Origin of the sequence: Arthrobacter sp. PL16 (assembly GCF_035985055.1) — a bacterium.
Lineage (GTDB): Bacteria > Actinomycetota > Actinomycetes > Actinomycetales > Micrococcaceae > Arthrobacter_D > Arthrobacter_D cheniae.
Window position 1 is genome coordinate 78,365 of sequence record NZ_JAXCIC010000006.1, and the last position, 18,838, is coordinate 97,202.

Genomic DNA, 18,838 nt, shown 5'->3' on the forward strand with positions numbered 1-18,838 from the left:
CGGCGGGGTGGGATGGTGCTCGGGTCAGGAGGACGGCCGGGTATCGGTGGCGTCGAGGTTGCGGAGGGTCCCCACGAGCGCGTTCACGCCGGTGGCGATGTCCTCCGTGCTGCTCCATTCCTCGGGGCAGTGGCTCTTGCCGCCCTGGGAGGGGATGAAGATCATGCCCATCGGCGCGAGTGCGGCCATGTGCACGGCGTCATGCGTGGCGCCGCTCGGGATCGGCATCCATGGCAGGCCGAGGGCATCCGCCGCGGCCCCGGCGATGTCCTGGACACCGGAATCCGCACGCACCACCGAGTTGTCGGTGGACCACTCGAATCCGACGTCGACACCGAGCCCACCGGCCTTCGCCGCGATCTCCGCGGTCAGGCGGCCTTTCACGCCCGACAGCCATGCCGGGTCGACACTGCGGACCTCGCTGTACATCCGGACCAGCGACGGCACAACGTTCGGTGACCGCGACTCGGACTCGACCCGTGTGGAGGTGGCCACCCCGTGCGTCGGCGCGCCGCAGCCCTCCGCGCGCACTGCGAGGACCGCCTCCGCCGCGGCGACCATGGCGTCGCGCCGGTCGTCCATCGACGTCGTGCCCGCATGGTCGGCGGCACCCGTGAAGGTGGCGATGAAGCGCTCGATACCGGTGATGGCGGTGACGATGCCGAGGGGCAGTCCCTGCTTCTCCAGCGTCGGACCCTGCTCGATGTGCAGCTCGACGAATGCGTGCAGCGGCTCCTTCGCCCAGGGGACGTCGAGCAGCCTGGCGGGATCCAGCCCGTAGTCGGTGTAGGCCTGGCCGAGGCTGAGGCCGCGGTAGTCGCGCCGGTCGAGGTCTTCCTTCAGCAGCTCCTGTGCGGCGCATCGGCTGCCCAGGCAACTGAGTCCGAAGACGTTCGATTCCTCACCGAGGAAGTCGACGACGAGCAGGTCCCGGCGGAGAGACGTCCCGGACTCCTGAAGCAGCCGGGCAGCTTCGATCGAGCCGAGGACGCCGACGATCCCGTCGAAGCGTCCTCCGCCGTCGACGGTGTCCGTGTGCGATCCCGTGACGAGGGCGGGCGCCGAGGGCTCGCTCCCTTCGAGGCGCCCGATGATGTTTCCGGCGGCGTCGACGTGGACGTCCAGCCCTGCTTCGCGCATCCGGGCAGCCGTCCAGTCCCGCGACGCGCGGTACGGCTCGCTGAACACCTCGCGGGTCCAGCCGAGGCGGTCGCCGTCGTGGAAGGCGGACAGTTGGTCCACTCCCGTGCCGAGCCGGTCGAGGGTCTCCTGCGAGGTGCTTGGTGGCATGGCGTGAGCGTCCTTGTGCAATCGATTGCGCAATCCAGCAGGAGCGGATCCTGCTCCGAAGTATGGTGTACATCACACTACGGTCACCCGGTTTCGTCAATGTTTCAGGACGGTGAACCTTCTGTGAGGCGGAGTCCCAGTGCAAACCTTTGCGCCACCGCCACCGAGAAGCCACAGAATCCCCTTCGGCGGCCCTAGACTCGGGGCCATGAAGGACGAGTCCATCGCGCAGCGGGCACGGGTACGCCCCGTCACCCTGGCCACCGTCGCGCGTCACGCACAGGTGCACGTCTCCACGGCGTCCCGTGCACTGAGTGACAACCCTGCCGGAATCGGTGCCGATACCGTGCGGCGCGTCCGCGAGCTCGCAGCCGTCCTCGGCTACAGGCGCGACGTCGGCGCGGCAGGTCTCCGGACCGGGAGCTCGCGCCTCATCGGGGTCCTGGTCCCCCGTCTCACCGACCTCGTGCTTGCAAACATCTACGAGAGTATCGACGCGGCGGCCGGCGCTGCCGGGTATGGCACCGTGGTGGCCAACACCCTCGATGACCCGGACCACCGACGCGTACGCCTCGATGCGATGCTCTCGCGCAGGATCGACGGCGTCGTCATCGGTGACTCGCACATCGGTGACACGGCCGCCCATGAACTCCGGGCCCGTGGTGTCCCCTACGTGCTCGTGATGCGGAAGCTCGAGGGACACCTCTCTGTCACCACGGACGACTACCGGGGCGGCCAGCTGGCAGCCGAGCACCTGCTGGAACTGGGTCACCACCGCGTCGGCGTCATCGCCGGCGATCAGCTCGCCAGTACGGGCCGCGAGCGCACCCTCGGTTTCCGCAGGGCCTTCGAGTCTGCGGGCTATCCGCTCCCGGACTCCTACGTGGTGGAGTCCGCCTTCAGCACGCCGTCGGGATTGCTTGCCGGCAGCGAGCTGATGCGGCTGCCGGACCCGCCCACGGCCATCTTCGCTGTCCATGACCTCCTCGCCCTGGGCGCCATGGGAGCCATCCGGGACGCCGGGAAGCGGGTCGGGGAGGACGTCGGCCTCATCGGCTACAACGACCTCGACCTCGCGGCCACCCTTCCGGTTCCCCTGACCTCGGTCCGGAGCGACCTCGGGGCCATGGGAAGCCTGAGCGTCGAGGCCCTGCTGGGCCAGTTCAGGGGCGAGACGCCGTCGAGCGTGCTGCTGCCGCCGGAACTCGTCGTGCGCGCGACGACGCAGCACCGGTAGGCGCCATCGGTGCGGCGCACCACAGCCTTCGCGGGCTGTTCACCGTCCGGTCCCGCGGACGCCACCCCCTCGTGACTCCGGCTCGACAGCGTGGAACCGACACCACCGCTGCCCGACCAGGAGCTCCCCGTGAAGACACTCGTCCGCGCCATGTCCGTCGTCCTGTCCGCCGTCCTCATCACCGGGGCTGCGAAACCCGCCGTCGAGGACTTCCCTGCCACGATCGACGGCGGCGCCTGGCCGGCCGGACACGTGCAGGGCATCGCCGTCGACACCGAGAACGAAGTCATCTACTACTCCTTCACCTCGATGCTCGTGAAGACCGACCTCGACGGGACCGTCCTCGGTACCGTCACCGGCTTCACCGGGCACCTCGGTGACCTCGACTTCAACGAGAAGGACGGCCGCGTCTACGGCTCGCTGGAGTACAAGGTTGCCGAGTCCTTCTACATCGCCATCTTCGACGTGGAGCGCATCACCGAAATGGACATGGACGCCGAGACGGACGGCATCGTCACGGCGGTGTACCTCGACGAGGTGGTGCAGGACTTCACCGCGGACATGGACGGCAACGGAGTGTTCGACGGCAACATCGCCGACACCCCGGACCACCGGTACGGCAGCAGCGGGATCGACGGCGTCACCTTCGGCCCCGCATTCGGCCGGAAAAACGGCAAGCAGCTGCTGACGGTCGCCTACGGCGTCTACTCGAACACCGGTCGTGATGACAACGACCATCAGGTCCTCCTGCAGTACGACGTAACGCGCTGGAAGAAGTACGAGCAGCCACTCACCCAGGCCGCAGCGCACACGAGCGGACCCGCCACCACCGACGGCAAGTACTTCGTCTACACCGGCAACACCACCTACGGCGTGCAGAACCTCAACTACGACGCCTTCACCCACACGTGGCTCCTCGGCGTCTACCGGGGTATGAAACAGCAGTTCCCCAACTATTCGCTCTTCGCCATCGACGGCTCGTCCCGTCCCACGCGCGGCCTCCTCGAGGGCCAGCCGAACGGCGAGGAAGGCTTGCTCCTCCCCCTCCTGCAGCAGGGTCTCCACCACGAAACGACCGGCATCCGCGGCTGGAACTTCACCGCCGACGTCGGCCTCGAATCCCTTGGCGGCGGCTATTTCTACATCGCTACGCAGGGGCGGGTCGTCGAGGACGGCGTCACGAAGCAGACCTCTGTGCTGGACCTGTACCGCTGGACCGGTGCGCCGTCGTCGCCCTTCGAGCTTGTCGGCAGATAGGACGGCGGCGGCAGGTAGGACGGCGGGAACGACGACGGCGGGTTCAGTCGAGGGTGAAGTGCGTCCAGCGACCACCGAGCATCGTTGCCGACACGTCGAGGCACCGCAGTTGCTGGTCGCTGGCAACGAGGGGATCCAGCTCGGTGATCACGAGGTCGGCAACGGATCCCGCGCCAAGGGTCGACCGACCGTCGGTAGATGCTGCGAGGGCGATCGACGACAGAACGCGTTGCTCGGCGTGCCATGGTTCCCGCCCGTCGCGAGCCCGGGACACGGCGGCGGCCATCGAGACCCATGGGTCGAGTGGCGCGACCGGCGCATCCGAGCCGAGCGTGATGGTGGCACCTGCGGTCGCCAGACTCGCGAAGGCGAAAGCCCTGTGTGTACGGCCTGGCCAGTAACGGTCCGCGACGTCGCGGTCGTCCATCGCATGCTCCGGTTGAACGCTAGCCGTGATGCCGAGCTGCTTGAAGCGGTCGAAATCGTCTTCATGGACAAGCTGGGCGTGCTCGATGCTGCCGCCGCAACCGACTTCCTCGAACGCGTCGAGCGCGAGCGAGTTCGCCGCATCCCCGATCGCGTGCACCGCGGGCACCAGGCCTGCCGACGACGCGCGGCGGAGGTAGTCGACGAGCTCGTTCCGATCAACAGTCAGAATTCCCTGCCCCTCGTGTTTTCCATCGAGTCCGGGGTACGGGTCATGGCAGAACGCGGTCCGGGTGTTCAGTGAGCCATCGGTGATGATCTTGAAGGGGCCCATCGTGACCAGGCCATCGGTGCCGTCGATGACGTCCCCCGTGCGCAGGCCGCGCGCGATGACGGCGTCGAGATCCTGTGGGTACACGCCGGCCCGCACCCTCAGGCCGCGCGTGCCGCTGGCGACACGGTGCGCCCATCGGTCGATGGAGAGCGTCATCTCGAGGTCGACGATGCCGACGACTCCCCTGGCAGCTGCGGCCTCGACTGCATCTGCCACCCAGCCGTCGAGGGTCCCGTTCGGGACCGCGCTGATCCGGGTGTTGACGTCGAATGCCGCCTGTTCTCGCAGCAGCCCAGTGGGATGGTCTCCGTGACCGTGGTGGGCAAGAGCCCTGGAATTGAGCCACAGCGTGTGGAGGTCCTTGCCGACGAGGACGACGGACACGTCGGCGTCGGCGTCGGCGTCGGCCGCATCGAGCAGTTCCCGCGTCGGCAGGTCGGGCCACAATGCGTCCTGGAAGCCGTAGCCGATCAAGGGCTGCCCGACGGGAGGCGGTGCCAACCGCAGACGCTCACCCACGAGGAATGCCGCACCGGCCGCGGACGTCACCAACGACAGGTCGAGGCGCTGTCGCATGAGAGCCCACTGGCCCATGTGCACATGCGAGTCCCACAGACCTGGTGATACCCACCGTCCACCGACATCCACTACCTCGACCGCGCCCGAACCGCTGGTCTCGCCGAGAGCCGAGATCATTCCGCGCTCGATGAGGATGTCGACCGGATCCCCCGCCGTACCGACCAGTCGGGCGGAGTGGAGCAGGACGTCACTCGTTCCACTCCTCATTTGGGGATACGCCGCATCTCACGGGCGAGGGCAGGATTCGAGTAGTGCTCGCCCTGCTCGAGCTCATCGACGATGCGCTCGATCACTGCGGGAGCCTTGTCCTGGCTGAGCTTCAGCCTCGCGTCGAAGCGCGTCACCGTCAGGCGGATCCCCACGGTTCCCCGGGCGACGCGGCGCGATGACTCGGGGTCCAGGGTCAGTGAACTGGGCTCCGGCATAACGCGTTCGAAGTGGTCGACCAGCTGCCCCAGCACCAGGAAGTTCTCCTCGTCGGACAGGATCTCCGGCGTCGCATACAGGTGGGCCGTGACGTGGTTCCATGTCGGGATGATCTGGTCACTGGGATACCAGCCGGGCGAAATGTAGCCGTGCGGCCCCTGCACGATCAGCAGCACCTCGTGCTCGCCGAGTTCATGCAACTGCTCATCGGGGCGACCGACATGACTGACGATGCTGATGGTGTCATCAGCGGTCTCTTCGAGTATCACCGGGTAGTGGGACGCCACGAGACCGCCGGTGGGTGAGGACACGATGGTTGCCCACGGATTCTCGCGGATGAGTCGCTTGACCTCACCGACGTCGGACAGGACGAAAGAGGGCGTGTGGCGCATGCTCGTCACTCTGCCATGAATGCCAGATCAGCGGCGGCATCTGTCCGAGAACGACGGCGGGGCAGTCACCTATCGTGACTGCCCCGCCGTCGTTCGTTGTGGTGCGTGCGGCTAGCTATCGCAACCGATGCCGTCGCCGTCCCGGTCGAACTTCGGTTGGAAGCCCGGGGACCCTGCGGCGATCGGAGCAGCGCCGGCCGCGCGGACCGCGTCGCAGTTCGCGTAGTAGGGAGCCGGTGCCGGGGCTGGCGCGACGGGTGCCGGTGCCACCGGTGCTGGCGCTACGGGCTCGGGCACGGCCACGGGAGGTGCCACTGGTTCCGGCACAACCGGAGGGGCGACGGGCACGACGACGGGCGCCTCGGTCTCCACGGGTGCCGGCGGCTGGGTGACGGACGGTCCCGTCTGGTTGGTTGGGGCAAGGATGCCGTTGCAGTCCGACAGGATGAGCGCAATGGCATCGTGCTCGGCCTGCGTGACCCACAGGGCGTAGGTCGCCTTGACGGACACCTGCCGCGCCACGTACTCGCAGCGGTAGCCCTTGTTCGGTGGCAGCCAGGTAGCGGCGTCGCCGTCGCCCTTCTGCTGGTTGGTAGGTCCATCGGTGGACTGAAGGTTCAGCGGATCATTCGCGAACGCGACGCGCTGGTCCGGGGTGAGCTGCTGGGCGCCCTTCTGCCAGGCATCGGAGAGGGCGACGACGTGGTCGATCTGCACCGCGGTGCTCGTCGTCTGCCCGCGCAGGAACGCGATGGTCGACGCCGTGTAGGGATCATTCAGCACACCGGACTGGACCTTGCAGGGCACCGAGTTCGTGTACACGATGTCCGTCAGGTCCCGGTTGAGCATGTCATTGCGGGTGTCGCAGCCATTGCGGTCGACGTCGGCCCAGGCCTGGCCGAACAGGTCGCGGTCATAACCGGTCTTCGGCGCCCGGCCCTTGATGGGCAGGGTCTCCAGCAGGGCGAGCGCGGTCGTGTTGGCGGCCGGCTGGTCAGAGGGGGCCCGGGGCGTGCCGGTCACGTCGGCAACAGCGTCGGAATCGAGCGGTGCAACGTCCGACGGCGCTGCGCTGGCGGTGGCGCTGGCAGTGGGTGACGGCGTCGGCTTGGCGGACGGCGTCGCACTGGCGGTGGGCGACGGCGCACTCGTGGTCGGCTCGCTGGTCGGTTCGGCTTGCTCGGTCGCCTCGGCGACGGCTGTGGGGACGGAGTCGTCCACCGGCGCGATCGCACCTCCGACCAAGAGGGCGACGACGGCCGCTCCTGCCGTGATGGCGCCGGCCTTGCGGCCGGCCAGCCGCGCCCAGGAAGGGCGGTTGGTCAGGACCGTGTATAGGCCCGTGAAGAGGGCGAAGAGCGCCGCCATGGCGAGGGCCCCGCTGAGGCCGTTGGTGATGAGACCGATGACGACGAGGAACAGGGCGAGACCGGCGACGATGGCGGTGGTTGTGCGCACCTTCGACTTGGCCGCAGATGAGTTTCGGGCAGGCGGACGGAGTGACGAATTGATTGAGAGCCCCCAGTATTGATGCAATGTCTCGGCGAAGCGTACCCGCGCAGATCACCCATTGCCGAACCGGCGGCGATCACCGTCAATCACCTGCTTTATGACTCCGGGCAACCTCAGCTTTCGCTCAGGATTGGCAGCATCTCTCACCCCTCCCGATACTCCTCATCGGGCCTGGCTAACGAAGTGACTCCATTACCGATGCGACTTGGCGGCATTCTCCAACCTCTGGGCGGGCGATACGCGTCTTGAGGATGACATGTGACCAGCTGTCACCCTTCACTATTGGGCAGGCCTATGTATCGAATCGTGCTAAACCTTTGATGTCATTCGCTTTTGCGTTGACCCTGCTTTAGGCATCGAACATCGGCGTGGTTGATGGCTCGCATCGAGTGTCACTCCGGCTCCGCGGTATCCGTGAAGCTCCGCCATCCGCCATCGCCAGAGCACTCGTATTCGTACCCGTAGAAGAAGACCAATGAATCCTGCTCGTTTCCGCCGCCTTGCACCGGCGACCCTCCTGACCACGGCGATACTCGCCTCGACCCTGACGGCCTGCACAAGTCCGAGCCCGGCGGGCGACCCCGCGCTTGATTACCAGCCGGGCACCGTGGTGCGCGTGATCGACGGCGACACCCTCGTCATCAACTTCGACGGCGAGGACCAAACCGTCCGGCTACTGAATGTGGACACACCTGAAATGAAGCACCCCGACAAACCTGTCGAGTGCCTCGGCCTGGAGGCTACTCAGAAGCTCGAATCATTGACTCCACCCGGGACGAAGGTTGCCCTCGACTTCGACATCGAGCGCACGGACAAGTTCGACCGCGTGTTGGCCGCCGTCTTCATCGAAGACCGGACCCTGGTCAATGCAGAACTCGCACGAGTGGGCCTGGGCGTTCCAATGCTCATCGAGCCGAACAGGAAGTACTACGACGACGTGCAAGCGGCGTACAACGAGGCCACCGCACAGGGAGTGGGACTGCTGGACCCTGCAGCGGGCTGCACCCTCCCTGCGGAGGTGACCGAGGCTGTGGAGACCCTCGCCGCGGCAACCGAGGCTCCCGTCGGTGAGACAGGAGCAGCAGTCGCTGGGACCGCGGCGGGCATCCTCGCAGCCCTGACGACGGCGAAGGCCGCGCGCGAGGCGCTCGAAGCAGGCAAGGACACCGTCCGCGTTCTCGCCGTCGGAATTGATCGAACCGCGGCCATGGTCCGTGACCTCGACGCTCACATCGCGAAAGGTGAGCGGGCACTGGCAGCCGCCAACGCCAAAGCCGCATCTTTGAAGGAAGCCGAAGCCACGGCCCAACGTGAACGGTTGGAAGCAGAAAAGGCAGCCCAGGCTGCAGCGGCTGAAGCAGAAGCAGCCAGGGCGGCAGAAGCCGCACGGGTTGAGGCCGAACGGGTCCGGGCAGAATCCGCGGAGGCAGCTCGTATCGAGACTGAGCGACTGCAGGCAGAAGCCAACGCCCGCGTCGAGGCCGACCGACTGGCCGCCGAGGCTGCGGCAGCCGCAGAGCAGGAACGGATCCGGAACCTCCCACCCGTCCCGGCGCCCTACATACCGCCTGCGGCGCCCTACATACCGCCTGCGGCGCCCTATGTACCGCCCGCTCCCCCGGCGGCGCAGGACCCGTACCCGGGCTACACCGGTCCCCGTTGTTACGCCCCCGGCGGGAAGACCTACCGACCCTGCTGACTTCCAACACTCACACCGTGGGAACTACAGACGCCCGCCGTCGATTAACTTCCTGAACGGCATCGCGCAATCCCTAGGAGGGATGTGCTGCGCCACCACGGGAGGATCAGTCATTGTGAGCGGGATCGCGGTAGTTGCAGGCAGATGTGCGTCCACCCATCGCACTCCGCACCTCGTACCCTTGAGCTCCTGCGACGAGGACTTTTCATGACCGGCCGCATTGCAGTGGACCGTCGCCGCCGTTCGGCTCGTGTGCTTGTGAGCGTAGTTGTCCTCGGCGTGCTCGGTCTGGTGCTGGTGTTCCTGGGTCCGGGTTTCCTCGGAGGTCTGCGCGCCGAGGGCAGCTCACTCCTCGCAGGTCCGGAATGCATTGTTCAGACGTCGGACGGAGAAATTCGCCTGACGCGCGACGAGGCGAAGCTGGCCACGACGGCGGTGGCGCTTCGAGCCCGCGGGGCGGAGGCAAACACCTCCGATATCGATGAAGGCGCACTTCGGGCCCTGGCCGAGGGGCCGCTCGGGGATGCAGGCCCCGTGCTGAGTTGCAGGGGTACAGCGGCAGACGACCTGCAGGAGGAGCAGCTTACGGCGACCGGACTGACACCCCGCGCCGAACAGGTGCGAACGGCGATGACTGCGGTGTTCGGCGACCAGAGCCTCGGTGGCTTCGAGCCCGGCGGAGTCGGCTCAGGACACGGCGGTGACTCGACGCACTACGACGGCCGGGCCATCGACATCTTCTTCCGCCCCGTCACCGAGGAGAACCGGCGCGAGGGCTGGATACTGGCACACTGGCTGGTTGCACATGCCGAGGATCTGGACGTCCAGTACGTTATCTTCGACGATCAGTTTTGGAGCGCGCATATCGCGCGGGGCGGGTGGCACGACTACGAGGCGCCGCCGCCCGCGAACGAGATCCTCCGTCACCTCGATCATGTGCACGTGGACGTGCTTGGAGGAAAAACCGCTAGGTGATGTGACTGAAGTGCAGCAGTAGTAAAACATCTAACTACCGATGTGCCCCTGCACGCAGGCGGCATTCGTCACCGGAAGGCCATCAATGGATGGGTCTACAGACTCCGCGTGACCCGCGATGCAATCAGTCACCGATTGGCTGGGCGGGGTTGGGGGCACATACCCCTCCCCTCACCCACCCTGCGCGTCACCTGCGCGTCACTTCGGGCAGCGTATCCGTACCGGCATCCCCTATAGGGAGCGCCGTAGCACCGATACTCCCTGATGAGATCTGCCGCTTGATCTGCTCCAGCTCCTCCTTGAGCGAATCGACAGTCGCGCGGTACTTTCTGAAGTCCGCCTTCCGGCGCTGCGCGGTATGAAAGCTAAGACCAGCGGCAAGAATGACCAGCGGGAATGACACCAGCAATGCCCATCCAGAAGTAGCAAGGAAGTCCAGCGCGATGGGAAGCGCCTGTTGGAATGAGCGGAAATCATTCACCCCTCCTACTACTCCTTCCAGAGCGGAGTCGAGTGGCACCAGGAACTCCCCCACTAGGGGTGTTTCGGAAAGCGACGGAGCGCTCAGCGGTGCCTCTCCATCCGGGGACCACCGCGAATCGCTGAAGTTACTCAAAACGTAGATCCCGGCCGCTGCGTTGAACGCGGCGAAGAGCAGAACCGCGCCAAGCACGATCCAGTGCAGACTGCGCGGACGCCACAACCCGAGCACCAACGCGATGAGGGCGGCTGCAATCCATGGGAAGGCGCGAAGCACGTCGGGGCTCATGCTGCCTAATAGATCCAAGGAGTACCCCCATAGAGATGGATTGAATGCATGCCAGCAGCCCGAGCTTCGACACACCGCCGTAAGGCTATATCTCCTCATCGGTCGGGCTGGTCAGCGACACCGTGGCCCAGTGGTTCGTCATGGCATGCACGGGCTCGACACCCGCTCAGATACCCGCCACAAGGGATCGACGTGATTCGTCAGAGGAGCCGTGCAGCAGAAGTGGGCCGACCACCCGAAGGCCACCGGCCCCCCGTCGTGCACTGTGCTTCTAAAACGTACGGATCGAAATTTTCGCGGGATCCATGAGCAGCGAGTGCTGCCCAACCATTGTAAGGAGTGGGGGCGAAGCCTAGGCTTCAGCCGGGGAGGAGCTTGGTCTCGACCAATTCCATGAGGGGCAATCCCATGACTGACTTCTTCACCATGAGACCCGGCGAGACTGCAGCTCCAGTGCCATCAGGGCCGATACTCTGCAGCGGGTCGGCAAGCATGCGGCGCGTCCATCGCTTCTTCCTGTGGGCGTACGACGAGGCGCCCGGTCTGGTGATATCCGTCGAGCCAGGCGACGCCGCCCGCGCCGCCTACGTCGGCGAGGTACTGGGGAACTTCGACAAGGTGCTCCATGCGCATCATGAGGGCGAGGATCTCCTCATGTACCCGCTGCTGGCGAAAAGAGCGCCCGCGTGCGCACTGCATGTGGAGCAGATGCTCGAGCACCACAGGCAGGTCACACAACGGCTCGAGAGCATCGGGCCGGTTCGCCTGCGCTGGATGGAGACAGCCGATGCAAGCGTGAGAGCGGACCTTGCTGATCGGTACGAGGACCTCTCGACCGTCCTTGAGGTACATCTGCGCCGTGAGGTCACCGAGGTGATGCCCGTTGTCGACAGGGTCCTCAACCAGAAGGAAGGGAAGGCAATTGGAGAGCACGGCGTGAAGACATTCGACAAGAAGTTCCTGGTCGGATACCTCGGGATGGTGCTGGCCACGAATCCGCCCGGCGAGCGCGAGGAGTTCTTCAAAGAAGTTCCACCGCCGGTTCGCCTCGCCTACCGTCTCGTAGGGCGCAGGCTCTATCGAAAGCAATACGCCACGCTCTTCCCAGGACGCGTCATTCCCGACACGCTGTGAACCACTTTGACGGGGACTCCCGTACTGCGGGAAGCGGAGCAGCGACTTTCCGGCTGCCTGGACCAAGCTCCACCATAGACAGCCGGCCCTTCGGACACACGGGGGACGAAAGCCTCTGAACAGCAGCGTCGGGCCCGGCTGGCAATCGAACCCTTCGCAGGAGCGATCGAGCCGTCATCACCCAGGACAAGGCAGCCGCTCTCCATGTGCAGACGCCGGATAAAAGCACCAACCACCCGAGGAGAACAGCGTGCCGAGCAAAGAGTCCAGAACCTTCGTGGACAGGACCGACGCCGGACGGCAGTTGGGGCAAAGGCTGGCAGGGCTACGGGGTCAGGACGTCGTAGTGCTCGGTCTGCCCCGTGGCGGTGTTCCGGTTGCCTTCGAGGTGGCGAATGCCCTTGATGCGCCACTGGATGTGATCGTGGTGCGGAAGCTGGGGGTTCCGTTCCGGCCAGAGGTTGCCATGGGCGCCATTGGGGAGGGCGGCACTCGGGTCCTCGATGCGCACGTCCTCTCGCAGGCTCATGTCACGGAGGAGGACCTGCAAACTCTCGAGACGAAAGAACGCCAACTCCTGGAGGAGCGCCGGATCCGGTACCGGCAGGGAAGGATCCGGACAGATATCCACGGGCAAATCGTCGTCGTCGTCGACGACGGCATGGCCACGGGCTCCACTGCGCGGGTGGCGTGCCAGGTGGCCAAGCAACTCGGCGCGGCACGGGTGATCGTGGCGGTACCAGTCGCGCCGGCATCGACTGTGGCCTCGTTCACGGAGGCGGACGAAATCGTGAGCCTGATTTCACCGCGGAGATTCGAGGCCGTGGGCTGCTACTACAACGACTTCTCAGCCACCGACGACGACGAAGTGGTCACGCTGCTCGACGCCGCGGCCCGCTCACGGAGTGGTCCCGACGGTGGTTGACTTGGTCCGCGCCAAGGGCCGTAGCAGGCCGAAGCCACCGGCATCCGGGCCGGCCTAAACACACAATCAGGCTTAGGGCTCCGGGCCCGTCAGACGGTAAGCCTCTGCATCTGCGGAATGTGCAGAATGGGCGGGGTACCCGGCCGCGACCTGACGCTTGACCTGCTCCAGCTCATCCTTGAGCGCATCGACAGTGGCACGATACTTCGTGAATTCAGCCTTCCGGCGTCGAGCATTAGCGAAGCTGACACACGCGGCGAGAATGACCAGCGGGAATGACACCAGCAGCGCCCAGCCGGACGTGGCAAGGAAGTCCAGCGCGATGGGGAGTGCCTGTTGGAATGAGCGGAAGTCGTTCACCCCGCCGACTACTCCTTCCAGTGCGGAGTCCAGTGGCACCAGGAACTCCCCCACCATCGGTGTCTCGGAGAGCGACGGAGCACTTAGGGGCGCACTTCCTTCCGGGGACCACCGCGGCTCACTGAAGTGGTTCAACGCGTAGATCCCAGCAGCCGCGTTGAGTGCGGCGAAGAGCAGAACGGCACCGAGCGCGATCCAGTGGAACCTGCGCCGAAGCAGGAAACCCGCCACCAGCGCGACGACGGCAGGTGTTATCCAGGTCAGGATGTGAAGTGCGTCGAGGCTCATGCCGCCGAATGGATCCAAGGAGTGCCCCCATAGAGATGATTCGATGTCCGCTCCAATCGTCAGGCCCTGAGAGCTCGCCGTCAGGGTACATCTCCTCATCGGTCGTGATGGTCAGCGACACCTTGGATGCCTGCTGAAGAACGGCGGACCGCCCACCGAGAGGTGAGCGGCCCGCCGTCGTACGCCGTGAATCTAGAAAACCCGAATAGGGATCTCCGCCGGATCCATGAGCAGCGACTCGATCTCGTCGTCGAGCTTCACCAGCGTGATGGATGCGCCCGCCATGTCCAGGGACGTGCAGTACTCCCCCACGTAGCTGCGGCCCACGCTGATGCCCTGCTCCGCGAGGCGCTTGTGCGCCTGCCCGTACAGCAGGTACAGCTCGCTGATCGGGGTGCCGCCGAGGCCGTTGACCATGAGGGCCACGCGGTCACCGTCGCCGAACGGCAAATCCTTCACCACCGGGGCCAGAAGCTCCTCGACGATCTCGTTGGCCGGCATCATCTTCGCCCGACGACGCCCCGGCTCGCCATGAATACCGACGCCCATCTCGATCTCGTCCGCGCCGAGCTCGAACAGCGGGCTGCCCTTCGCCGGCGGAGTACAGGCCGTCAACGCGACGCCCATCGTGCGCGTCACCGAGTTCACCTTCTCGCCGACGCGGATGACCTCGTCGAGGTCCGCCCCGCGCTCGGCGGCAGCGGCTACGGCCTTGATGACGAAGAAGTTGCCGGCCACACCGCGGCGGCCGATCGTGTAGGTCGAGTCCTCCACGGAGACGTCGTCGTTGATGAAGAGCGTCTTGACTTCGATGCCCTCGGCGGAGGACATCTCCTGCGCCATCTCGAACACCATCTTGTCGCCCGTGTAGTTGTTCACCAGCAGCAGCACGCCCTTCGGCGAGGCCATCAGCTTGGTGGTCTCGTACACGTAGTCGAACGGCGGTGCTGCGAACACGTCACCCGGGCAGGCGGCATCGAGCATGCCCTTGCCCACGATCATCACGTGCGCCGGCTCATGCCCTGACCCGGAGCCCTGCACGATCGAGACCTTGTTCTGGTCCGGGCCGTCGGCGCGCATGATCAGGTTGTACTCGGGCACGTACTTCAGGGTGTCCGGGTTCGCGAGCGCCAGGCCCTCGAGCATCTCCGGGACGAACTGCTGCGGATCGTTGACGAACTTCTTCATGGGGTCTCCACGTCATTGTGAGTAGGGGTGGATGGGGATGGGTGGGTAAGTGCTCAGGGCCAGTCGGCCACGATGCCTTCGACGATGAAGGCCACGGCCACCGCCCCGGCGTCAGGTGAACCGATGCTGCGTTCCCCGCTGTAGCTGGCGCGGCCGCGCTTGGCCTCGAGGGACGACGTCGCGTCCGCGCACTCCCGGGTCTTCGCGGCGAACGCTGCTCGGCATTCCTCCGGCGACGCACCCGCCTGCAACTGCCGTTCCAGTTCGTCGGTCGCCGGGATCAGGGCGTCGAGCAGGGTCTTGTCGCCGAGGTCCGCGTTGCCGCGGGCCTTGATCCCGTCGGTGGCTCCGCGCAGCATGGCGACGACGGCGGCCCCGTCAATCGTGTCCACGGTCTTTGCGGCTGCGGAGGCCCGGAGGAACGCCGTTCCCCACAGCGGACCCGAGGTTCCGCCGATCCTGCTGGAGATGGCGAGCGCGATCTGCTGCAGGAAGGTGGCGACGTCGTCGCGCTTGAACGAGTCCCAGTCCGCGAGGACCTTCTCGAAGCCGCGGGCGAGGGAGTAGCCGAGGTCGCCGTCGCCCACCACGGCGTCGAGGTCGCCGAACTCCTTCTCTCTGTCAACGGCGGTCTGGGCCAGGGAGTGGACGACGTATTCGACGTCGGCGAGGTCGGTTGCGCTCATGGGGTCTCCGTTTCGTGGGTCGCGGCGTTGGGGGCAGGTGCGGACAGCAGCTTCTGCAGGGTCACGAGGGTGACGATGCCGGATGGGTCGGCTCCGTACGGGTCGTCAAGAACCTCCGCCTGCTCGCCGTCGGGATCCCCGAGGGAGCTGACCACCAGGGACGCGCCCGTAAAGTCTTCCTCGCGGGTGAAGCCGCTGACCGTGACCACGGTGCGAAGCCCGGCTCCGACGGCGGCGCGCAGCCCGTTGCCGCTGTCCTCGACGACTATCGCGTCATTCGCCGACACTCCGAGCTCCTGCAGCGCCAGCAGGTAGATGTCCGGTGCAGGCTTCTTGGCGGGCACCACGTCCCCGGCGAACACCGAGAAGTGAGCCGCGAGCGACTCCCCGACAGCGTGCGTCAGGACGGCTCGGACCGCAGGTTCCGCGGAGGTGGAGGCGACGGCGAGCGTCCATCCGGCGTCGTGCGCTTCCTGCACGATGCGCGCGATGCCCGGCCGTGCCGGCATGACGCCACTCTCGACGAGCCCCTTGTAGACCTCGGTCTTCCGCTTGTGCCAGGAGAGGATCGCGGCGTCGACGGCGTCGTCGTCGTGCAGGTCGAGTGAGGCGGTCAGCGAGGGGTTCAGGATGCTGCGCATGCGCTCCTTGCCGCCGCCGATCTTCACTTTCTCGGCGTACTCCTCGACGCTCCACTGCACGGGCACGCCGAAGTCGGTGAAGGTCTGGTTGAAGGCGGGGAGGTGGCCGAATTGTTCGGTGTCGGCGAGCACGCCGTCGCAGTCGAAGATCAGGGCCGGCATGGTCAGCGGCCGCCCTTGCCCGCACTGCCGAACTGGGTGCAGAGGTCGGTGACCATCGCGACGACGTCGGCCCGCGTGTGTTTGAACAGCGACGGCGGGTCCCACTTGTTGTTTTGCTCGGCCTGCTTGAGGAACGCCAGGCTGGACTGCATGTACATCTCCTTGAGCGCCGTGGAGATGTTGACCTTCGCGCAGCCCCGGGCGATGAGGTCCGCGAACTGGTCATTACTCAGGCCGCTGCCGCCATGCAGGGCGATGGGGACGTTCCGTGCCTCGACAATCTGGGTGACACGTTCGACGTCGAGCACGGGTGCGGCCTTGTAGCTGCCGTGGGCGTTGCCGATCGAGGGGGCGAAGACGTCGATCCCGGTGGCGTCGATGAACGCGAGGGCTACCTCGAGGCTCTGCTGCTTGGAGACGTCGTCGGACCCGTGGTCGTCCTCGACGCCGGTGATGGCCTCGATCTCGCCCTCCACCTGGGCGCCGTAGCTGCGGGCTTCGGCGACGACCTCGACGGTCTGGCGCTGGTTCTCCTCGACCGGGAGGTTGGACGCGTCGAAGAGAACGGAGTTCCAGCCGGCCTTCAGGCATTCGGTGACGACGGCGCGGTCCGGGCAGTGGTCAAGGTGCAGGGTGACGGGCACCTCGATTCCGCGCGTCATCGACTGCCACATGTCAAAGAGCACGCGGGAGCCGATGCTGCGCACGGTCTTGACCGAGGTCTGCAGGATCACCGGGGAGTTCGCCTCCACGGCGCCGGCGAGCACGCCCTCCATGGTCAGGTCATTGAAGACGTTGATCGCGGGCACCCCGTAGCGCGCCTGGAATGCCGGATCAACGATGTCCTTCAGGGGTACAACACCCACAACAATTCCTCCTGGCTAGGCTCCTCCCCACGCTAGGCGGGCGGCGTGCAGGCCGGTATGGGTGGTACCCCTCCCTCCCCTCTGGGGGTAAACCCCACCTCGCTAGGCGGGCGCTCGTGGTTGCGTGGGGCGCGGCTGCATCCCGCTGGTGCGCGACGGCAGCATCATGGGTTTATCGGTGTCTCCACCGGCTCCATCAAGCAGGACCAAGAAGTCCCCTCAGCGGGCGCGGCAGCCTACTGAGGCCGGCGCGGCAGGGTCAGCGCGCTATAACCGGTCATCCTCGCCTGACGTGCCGGACTCGGCGATCCGCTTGATGGCAGCGAGCGTCTTCGGGATGCCGTCGAGCGCCTGCTGGGTCCGATCGATGATCTGCGCGGGGGCGTCATCCCCGAACTTCTCCTCGAACATGGCGATGCCGCCCGGCAGGAAGTCCCAGGATTCGGTCAGAGTGGTCCCGGTGCCGGCCGGCGCCAGTGTGTAACCCCAGCGCACCCTATCGCCGCCGACCACCCAAGCGAACTCACGGCTGCGCTCTGCGGCCACGACCTGCGACCGGGTCTCCCAGGTGCGGTGCGGAAGCTCATTGCGCCCTGTGAACCACGCACCGACCTGGCCTGCACTGACGTCGTCCTCCCACCAGCACTTCGTACACACCGGACTCCATTCGCCGGTGCGGGTGATGTCGGAGACCAGGTCGTAGATGCTGTCCGCCGAAGCCTGGATCGTGACGGACTCCTGGTGGTGGCGGATCTCTGTCTGGCTCATGCGCCCATTCTCACAGAGGAATCCCCTCGTCCTGCAGGGATCGGCTGCAGCGATCTGCGCCCGCATAGACTGAGGCCTCGCGCTGGCTACGGAAGGCCCTCACATGTTGAACACCGAACGAACCGGCACCGGAATGCCACTCGTCCTCGTGCATGGGCTCGGCTCGAGCGTCCGCACCTGGGACCCCGTCCTCCCCCTGCTGCAGGAAGAGCGCGAGGTCATCGCCGTGGACCTCCCCGGGTTCGGCAGCAGCGAGCCGCTCGCGGGCGAAGTGACCGTTGCGACCCTGACGGACGCCGTGGAGCAGTTCCTCGAGCAGCAGAACCTGCGCGACGCGGACATCGTCGGAAGCTCGATGGGTGCGCGGATCGTGGTCGAGTTGGCGCGGCGGGGTCACGCCGGCAACGTCGTCGCCCTCGATCCCGGAGGATTCTGGAACGACACCCAGGTGCGCATTTTCAACGGCAGCATCACCGCGTCCATTGCGCTGGTACGGCGCCTCCAGCCCGTCCTGCCGTCACTTGTCCAGCAGGCTGCGGGCCGGACGGCGCTGCTCGCCCAGTTCTCCGTAGCCCCGTGGAAGCTCGACCCAGAGCTCGTCCTGACGGAGCTCCGCGGATTCGCCACCTCGCCCAGTCTCGACGAAGCGCGTAGGTCGCTCGCGCACGGTCCGCGCCAGGCAGGCGCGCCCAAGGGGACGATCAAGGGCACGCTGGCGTTCGGCTGGGGCCGGTCGGACAGGGTTACCCCGCTCAGTGAGGCCGCTGTCGCCATGTCTCTCTATCCGGACGCCACCCTGCATGTCTTCGAGGATTGCGGGCACTTCCCGCACTGGGACCAGCCGCAAGAGACAGCCCGGTTCATCCTCGACGCCACCGCCGCTGGCTCGTCGTAGCTAAGCTCGGAGCCGCACACCTGGCAGCG

The 18,838-nt window shown here is 66.2% G+C and carries 19 protein-coding genes; 7 read left to right on the top strand and 12 right to left on the bottom strand.

Annotated elements, in window-relative coordinates:
- Positions 1-24: 24 nt before the first annotated feature.
- A complete protein-coding gene (locus tag RCH21_RS12855; protein WP_326964712.1) occupies positions 25-1,290 on the bottom strand; it encodes a M20 family metallo-hydrolase in 1,266 nt (421 codons plus the stop codon).
- Between the two features lie 208 nt (positions 1,291-1,498).
- Between RCH21_RS12855 and RCH21_RS12860 the strand changes: the two genes are divergently transcribed.
- A complete protein-coding gene (locus RCH21_RS12860) occupies positions 1,499-2,527 on the top strand; it encodes a LacI family DNA-binding transcriptional regulator (protein ID WP_326964713.1) in 1,029 nt (342 codons plus the stop codon).
- 129 nt (positions 2,528-2,656) lie between these two features.
- The gene (locus tag RCH21_RS12865) at positions 2,657-3,784 is read left to right on the top strand and encodes a hypothetical protein (RefSeq protein ID WP_326964714.1); all 1,128 of its coding nucleotides are present in this window, start codon (positions 2,657-2,659) and stop codon (positions 3,782-3,784) included.
- 43 nt (positions 3,785-3,827) lie between these two features.
- On the opposite strand, the gene RCH21_RS12870 is transcribed toward RCH21_RS12865, so the two are convergent.
- The 3 genes from RCH21_RS12870 to RCH21_RS12880 form a co-directional block, all read right to left on the bottom strand.
- Positions 3,828-5,330 (bottom strand): amidohydrolase, encoded by a 1,503-nt coding sequence (locus tag RCH21_RS12870; RefSeq protein WP_326964715.1) that lies wholly within the window; start codon positions 5,328-5,330, stop codon positions 3,828-3,830.
- Positions 5,327-5,941, bottom strand: coding sequence for an FMN-binding negative transcriptional regulator (locus RCH21_RS12875; RefSeq protein ID WP_326964716.1), 615 nt, complete (start codon positions 5,939-5,941; stop codon positions 5,327-5,329). Before RCH21_RS12875 ends, RCH21_RS12870 begins: the two co-directional genes overlap by 4 nt.
- A 111-nt stretch (positions 5,942-6,052) precedes the next feature.
- A complete protein-coding gene (locus tag RCH21_RS12880; protein WP_326964717.1) occupies positions 6,053-7,399 on the bottom strand; it encodes a GmrSD restriction endonuclease domain-containing protein in 1,347 nt (448 codons plus the stop codon).
- 529 nt (positions 7,400-7,928) lie between these two features.
- On the opposite strand from RCH21_RS12880, the gene RCH21_RS12885 reads away from it, so the two are divergent.
- Positions 7,929-9,152, top strand: coding sequence for a thermonuclease family protein (locus RCH21_RS12885; protein WP_326964718.1), 1,224 nt, complete (start codon positions 7,929-7,931; stop codon positions 9,150-9,152).
- A gap of 258 nt (positions 9,153-9,410) precedes the next feature.
- Positions 9,411-10,127: a hypothetical protein gene (locus RCH21_RS12890; protein ID WP_326964719.1), complete on the top strand. Its 717-nt coding sequence runs from the start codon at positions 9,411-9,413 to the stop codon at positions 10,125-10,127.
- Between the two features lie 187 nt (positions 10,128-10,314).
- On the opposite strand, the gene RCH21_RS12895 is transcribed toward RCH21_RS12890, so the two are convergent.
- Together RCH21_RS12895 and RCH21_RS12900 are read right to left on the bottom strand one after the other, a co-directional pair.
- A complete protein-coding gene (locus RCH21_RS12895) occupies positions 10,315-10,896 on the bottom strand; it encodes a hypothetical protein (protein WP_326964720.1) in 582 nt (193 codons plus the stop codon).
- Positions 10,897-11,255: 359 nt separating this feature from the next.
- On the bottom strand, positions 11,256-11,390 hold the full coding sequence (locus tag RCH21_RS12900; RefSeq protein WP_326964721.1) for a hypothetical protein: 135 nt from the start codon (positions 11,388-11,390) through the stop codon (positions 11,256-11,258).
- Between RCH21_RS12900 and RCH21_RS12905 the strand changes: the two genes are divergently transcribed.
- Together RCH21_RS12905 and RCH21_RS12910 are read left to right on the top strand one after the other, a co-directional pair.
- Complete coding sequence (locus RCH21_RS12905; RefSeq protein WP_326964722.1) at positions 11,389-12,030, top strand: hemerythrin domain-containing protein; 642 nt, start codon at positions 11,389-11,391, stop codon at positions 12,028-12,030. The genes RCH21_RS12900 and RCH21_RS12905 overlap by 2 nt on opposite strands.
- 250 nt (positions 12,031-12,280) lie before the next feature.
- Positions 12,281-12,955 (top strand): phosphoribosyltransferase, encoded by a 675-nt coding sequence (locus tag RCH21_RS12910; protein WP_326964723.1) that lies wholly within the window; start codon positions 12,281-12,283, stop codon positions 12,953-12,955.
- A 72-nt stretch (positions 12,956-13,027) separates the two neighbouring features.
- Here RCH21_RS12910 and RCH21_RS12915 read toward each other — a convergent pair whose 3' ends face one another.
- From RCH21_RS12915 to RCH21_RS12940, 6 genes are all read right to left on the bottom strand, one after another.
- A complete protein-coding gene (locus RCH21_RS12915) occupies positions 13,028-13,603 on the bottom strand; it encodes a hypothetical protein (RefSeq protein WP_326964724.1) in 576 nt (191 codons plus the stop codon).
- Between the two features lie 192 nt (positions 13,604-13,795).
- The gene (gene dhaK / locus RCH21_RS12920) at positions 13,796-14,791 is read right to left on the bottom strand and encodes a dihydroxyacetone kinase subunit DhaK (protein ID WP_326964725.1); all 996 of its coding nucleotides are present in this window, start codon (positions 14,789-14,791) and stop codon (positions 13,796-13,798) included.
- A gap of 53 nt (positions 14,792-14,844) precedes the next feature.
- Positions 14,845-15,477 (bottom strand): dihydroxyacetone kinase subunit DhaL, encoded by a 633-nt coding sequence (dhaL, locus tag RCH21_RS12925; protein ID WP_326964726.1) that lies wholly within the window; start codon positions 15,475-15,477, stop codon positions 14,845-14,847.
- Positions 15,474-16,280, bottom strand: coding sequence for an HAD-IA family hydrolase (locus tag RCH21_RS12930; protein WP_326964727.1), 807 nt, complete (start codon positions 16,278-16,280; stop codon positions 15,474-15,476). The genes dhaL and RCH21_RS12930 overlap by 4 nt, the downstream gene beginning before the upstream one ends.
- 2 nt (positions 16,281-16,282) lie before the next feature.
- A complete protein-coding gene (locus tag RCH21_RS12935; protein ID WP_326964728.1) occupies positions 16,283-17,146 on the bottom strand; it encodes a class II fructose-bisphosphate aldolase in 864 nt (287 codons plus the stop codon).
- Positions 17,147-17,413: 267 nt separating this feature from the next.
- Complete coding sequence (locus RCH21_RS12940; protein ID WP_326964729.1) at positions 17,414-17,914, bottom strand: SRPBCC family protein; 501 nt, start codon at positions 17,912-17,914, stop codon at positions 17,414-17,416.
- A gap of 103 nt (positions 17,915-18,017) precedes the next feature.
- Here RCH21_RS12940 and RCH21_RS12945 point away from each other — a divergent pair, with 103 nt between their 5' ends.
- A complete protein-coding gene (locus RCH21_RS12945) occupies positions 18,018-18,809 on the top strand; it encodes an alpha/beta fold hydrolase (protein ID WP_326964730.1) in 792 nt (263 codons plus the stop codon).
- Positions 18,810-18,838: the final 29 nt, after the last annotated feature.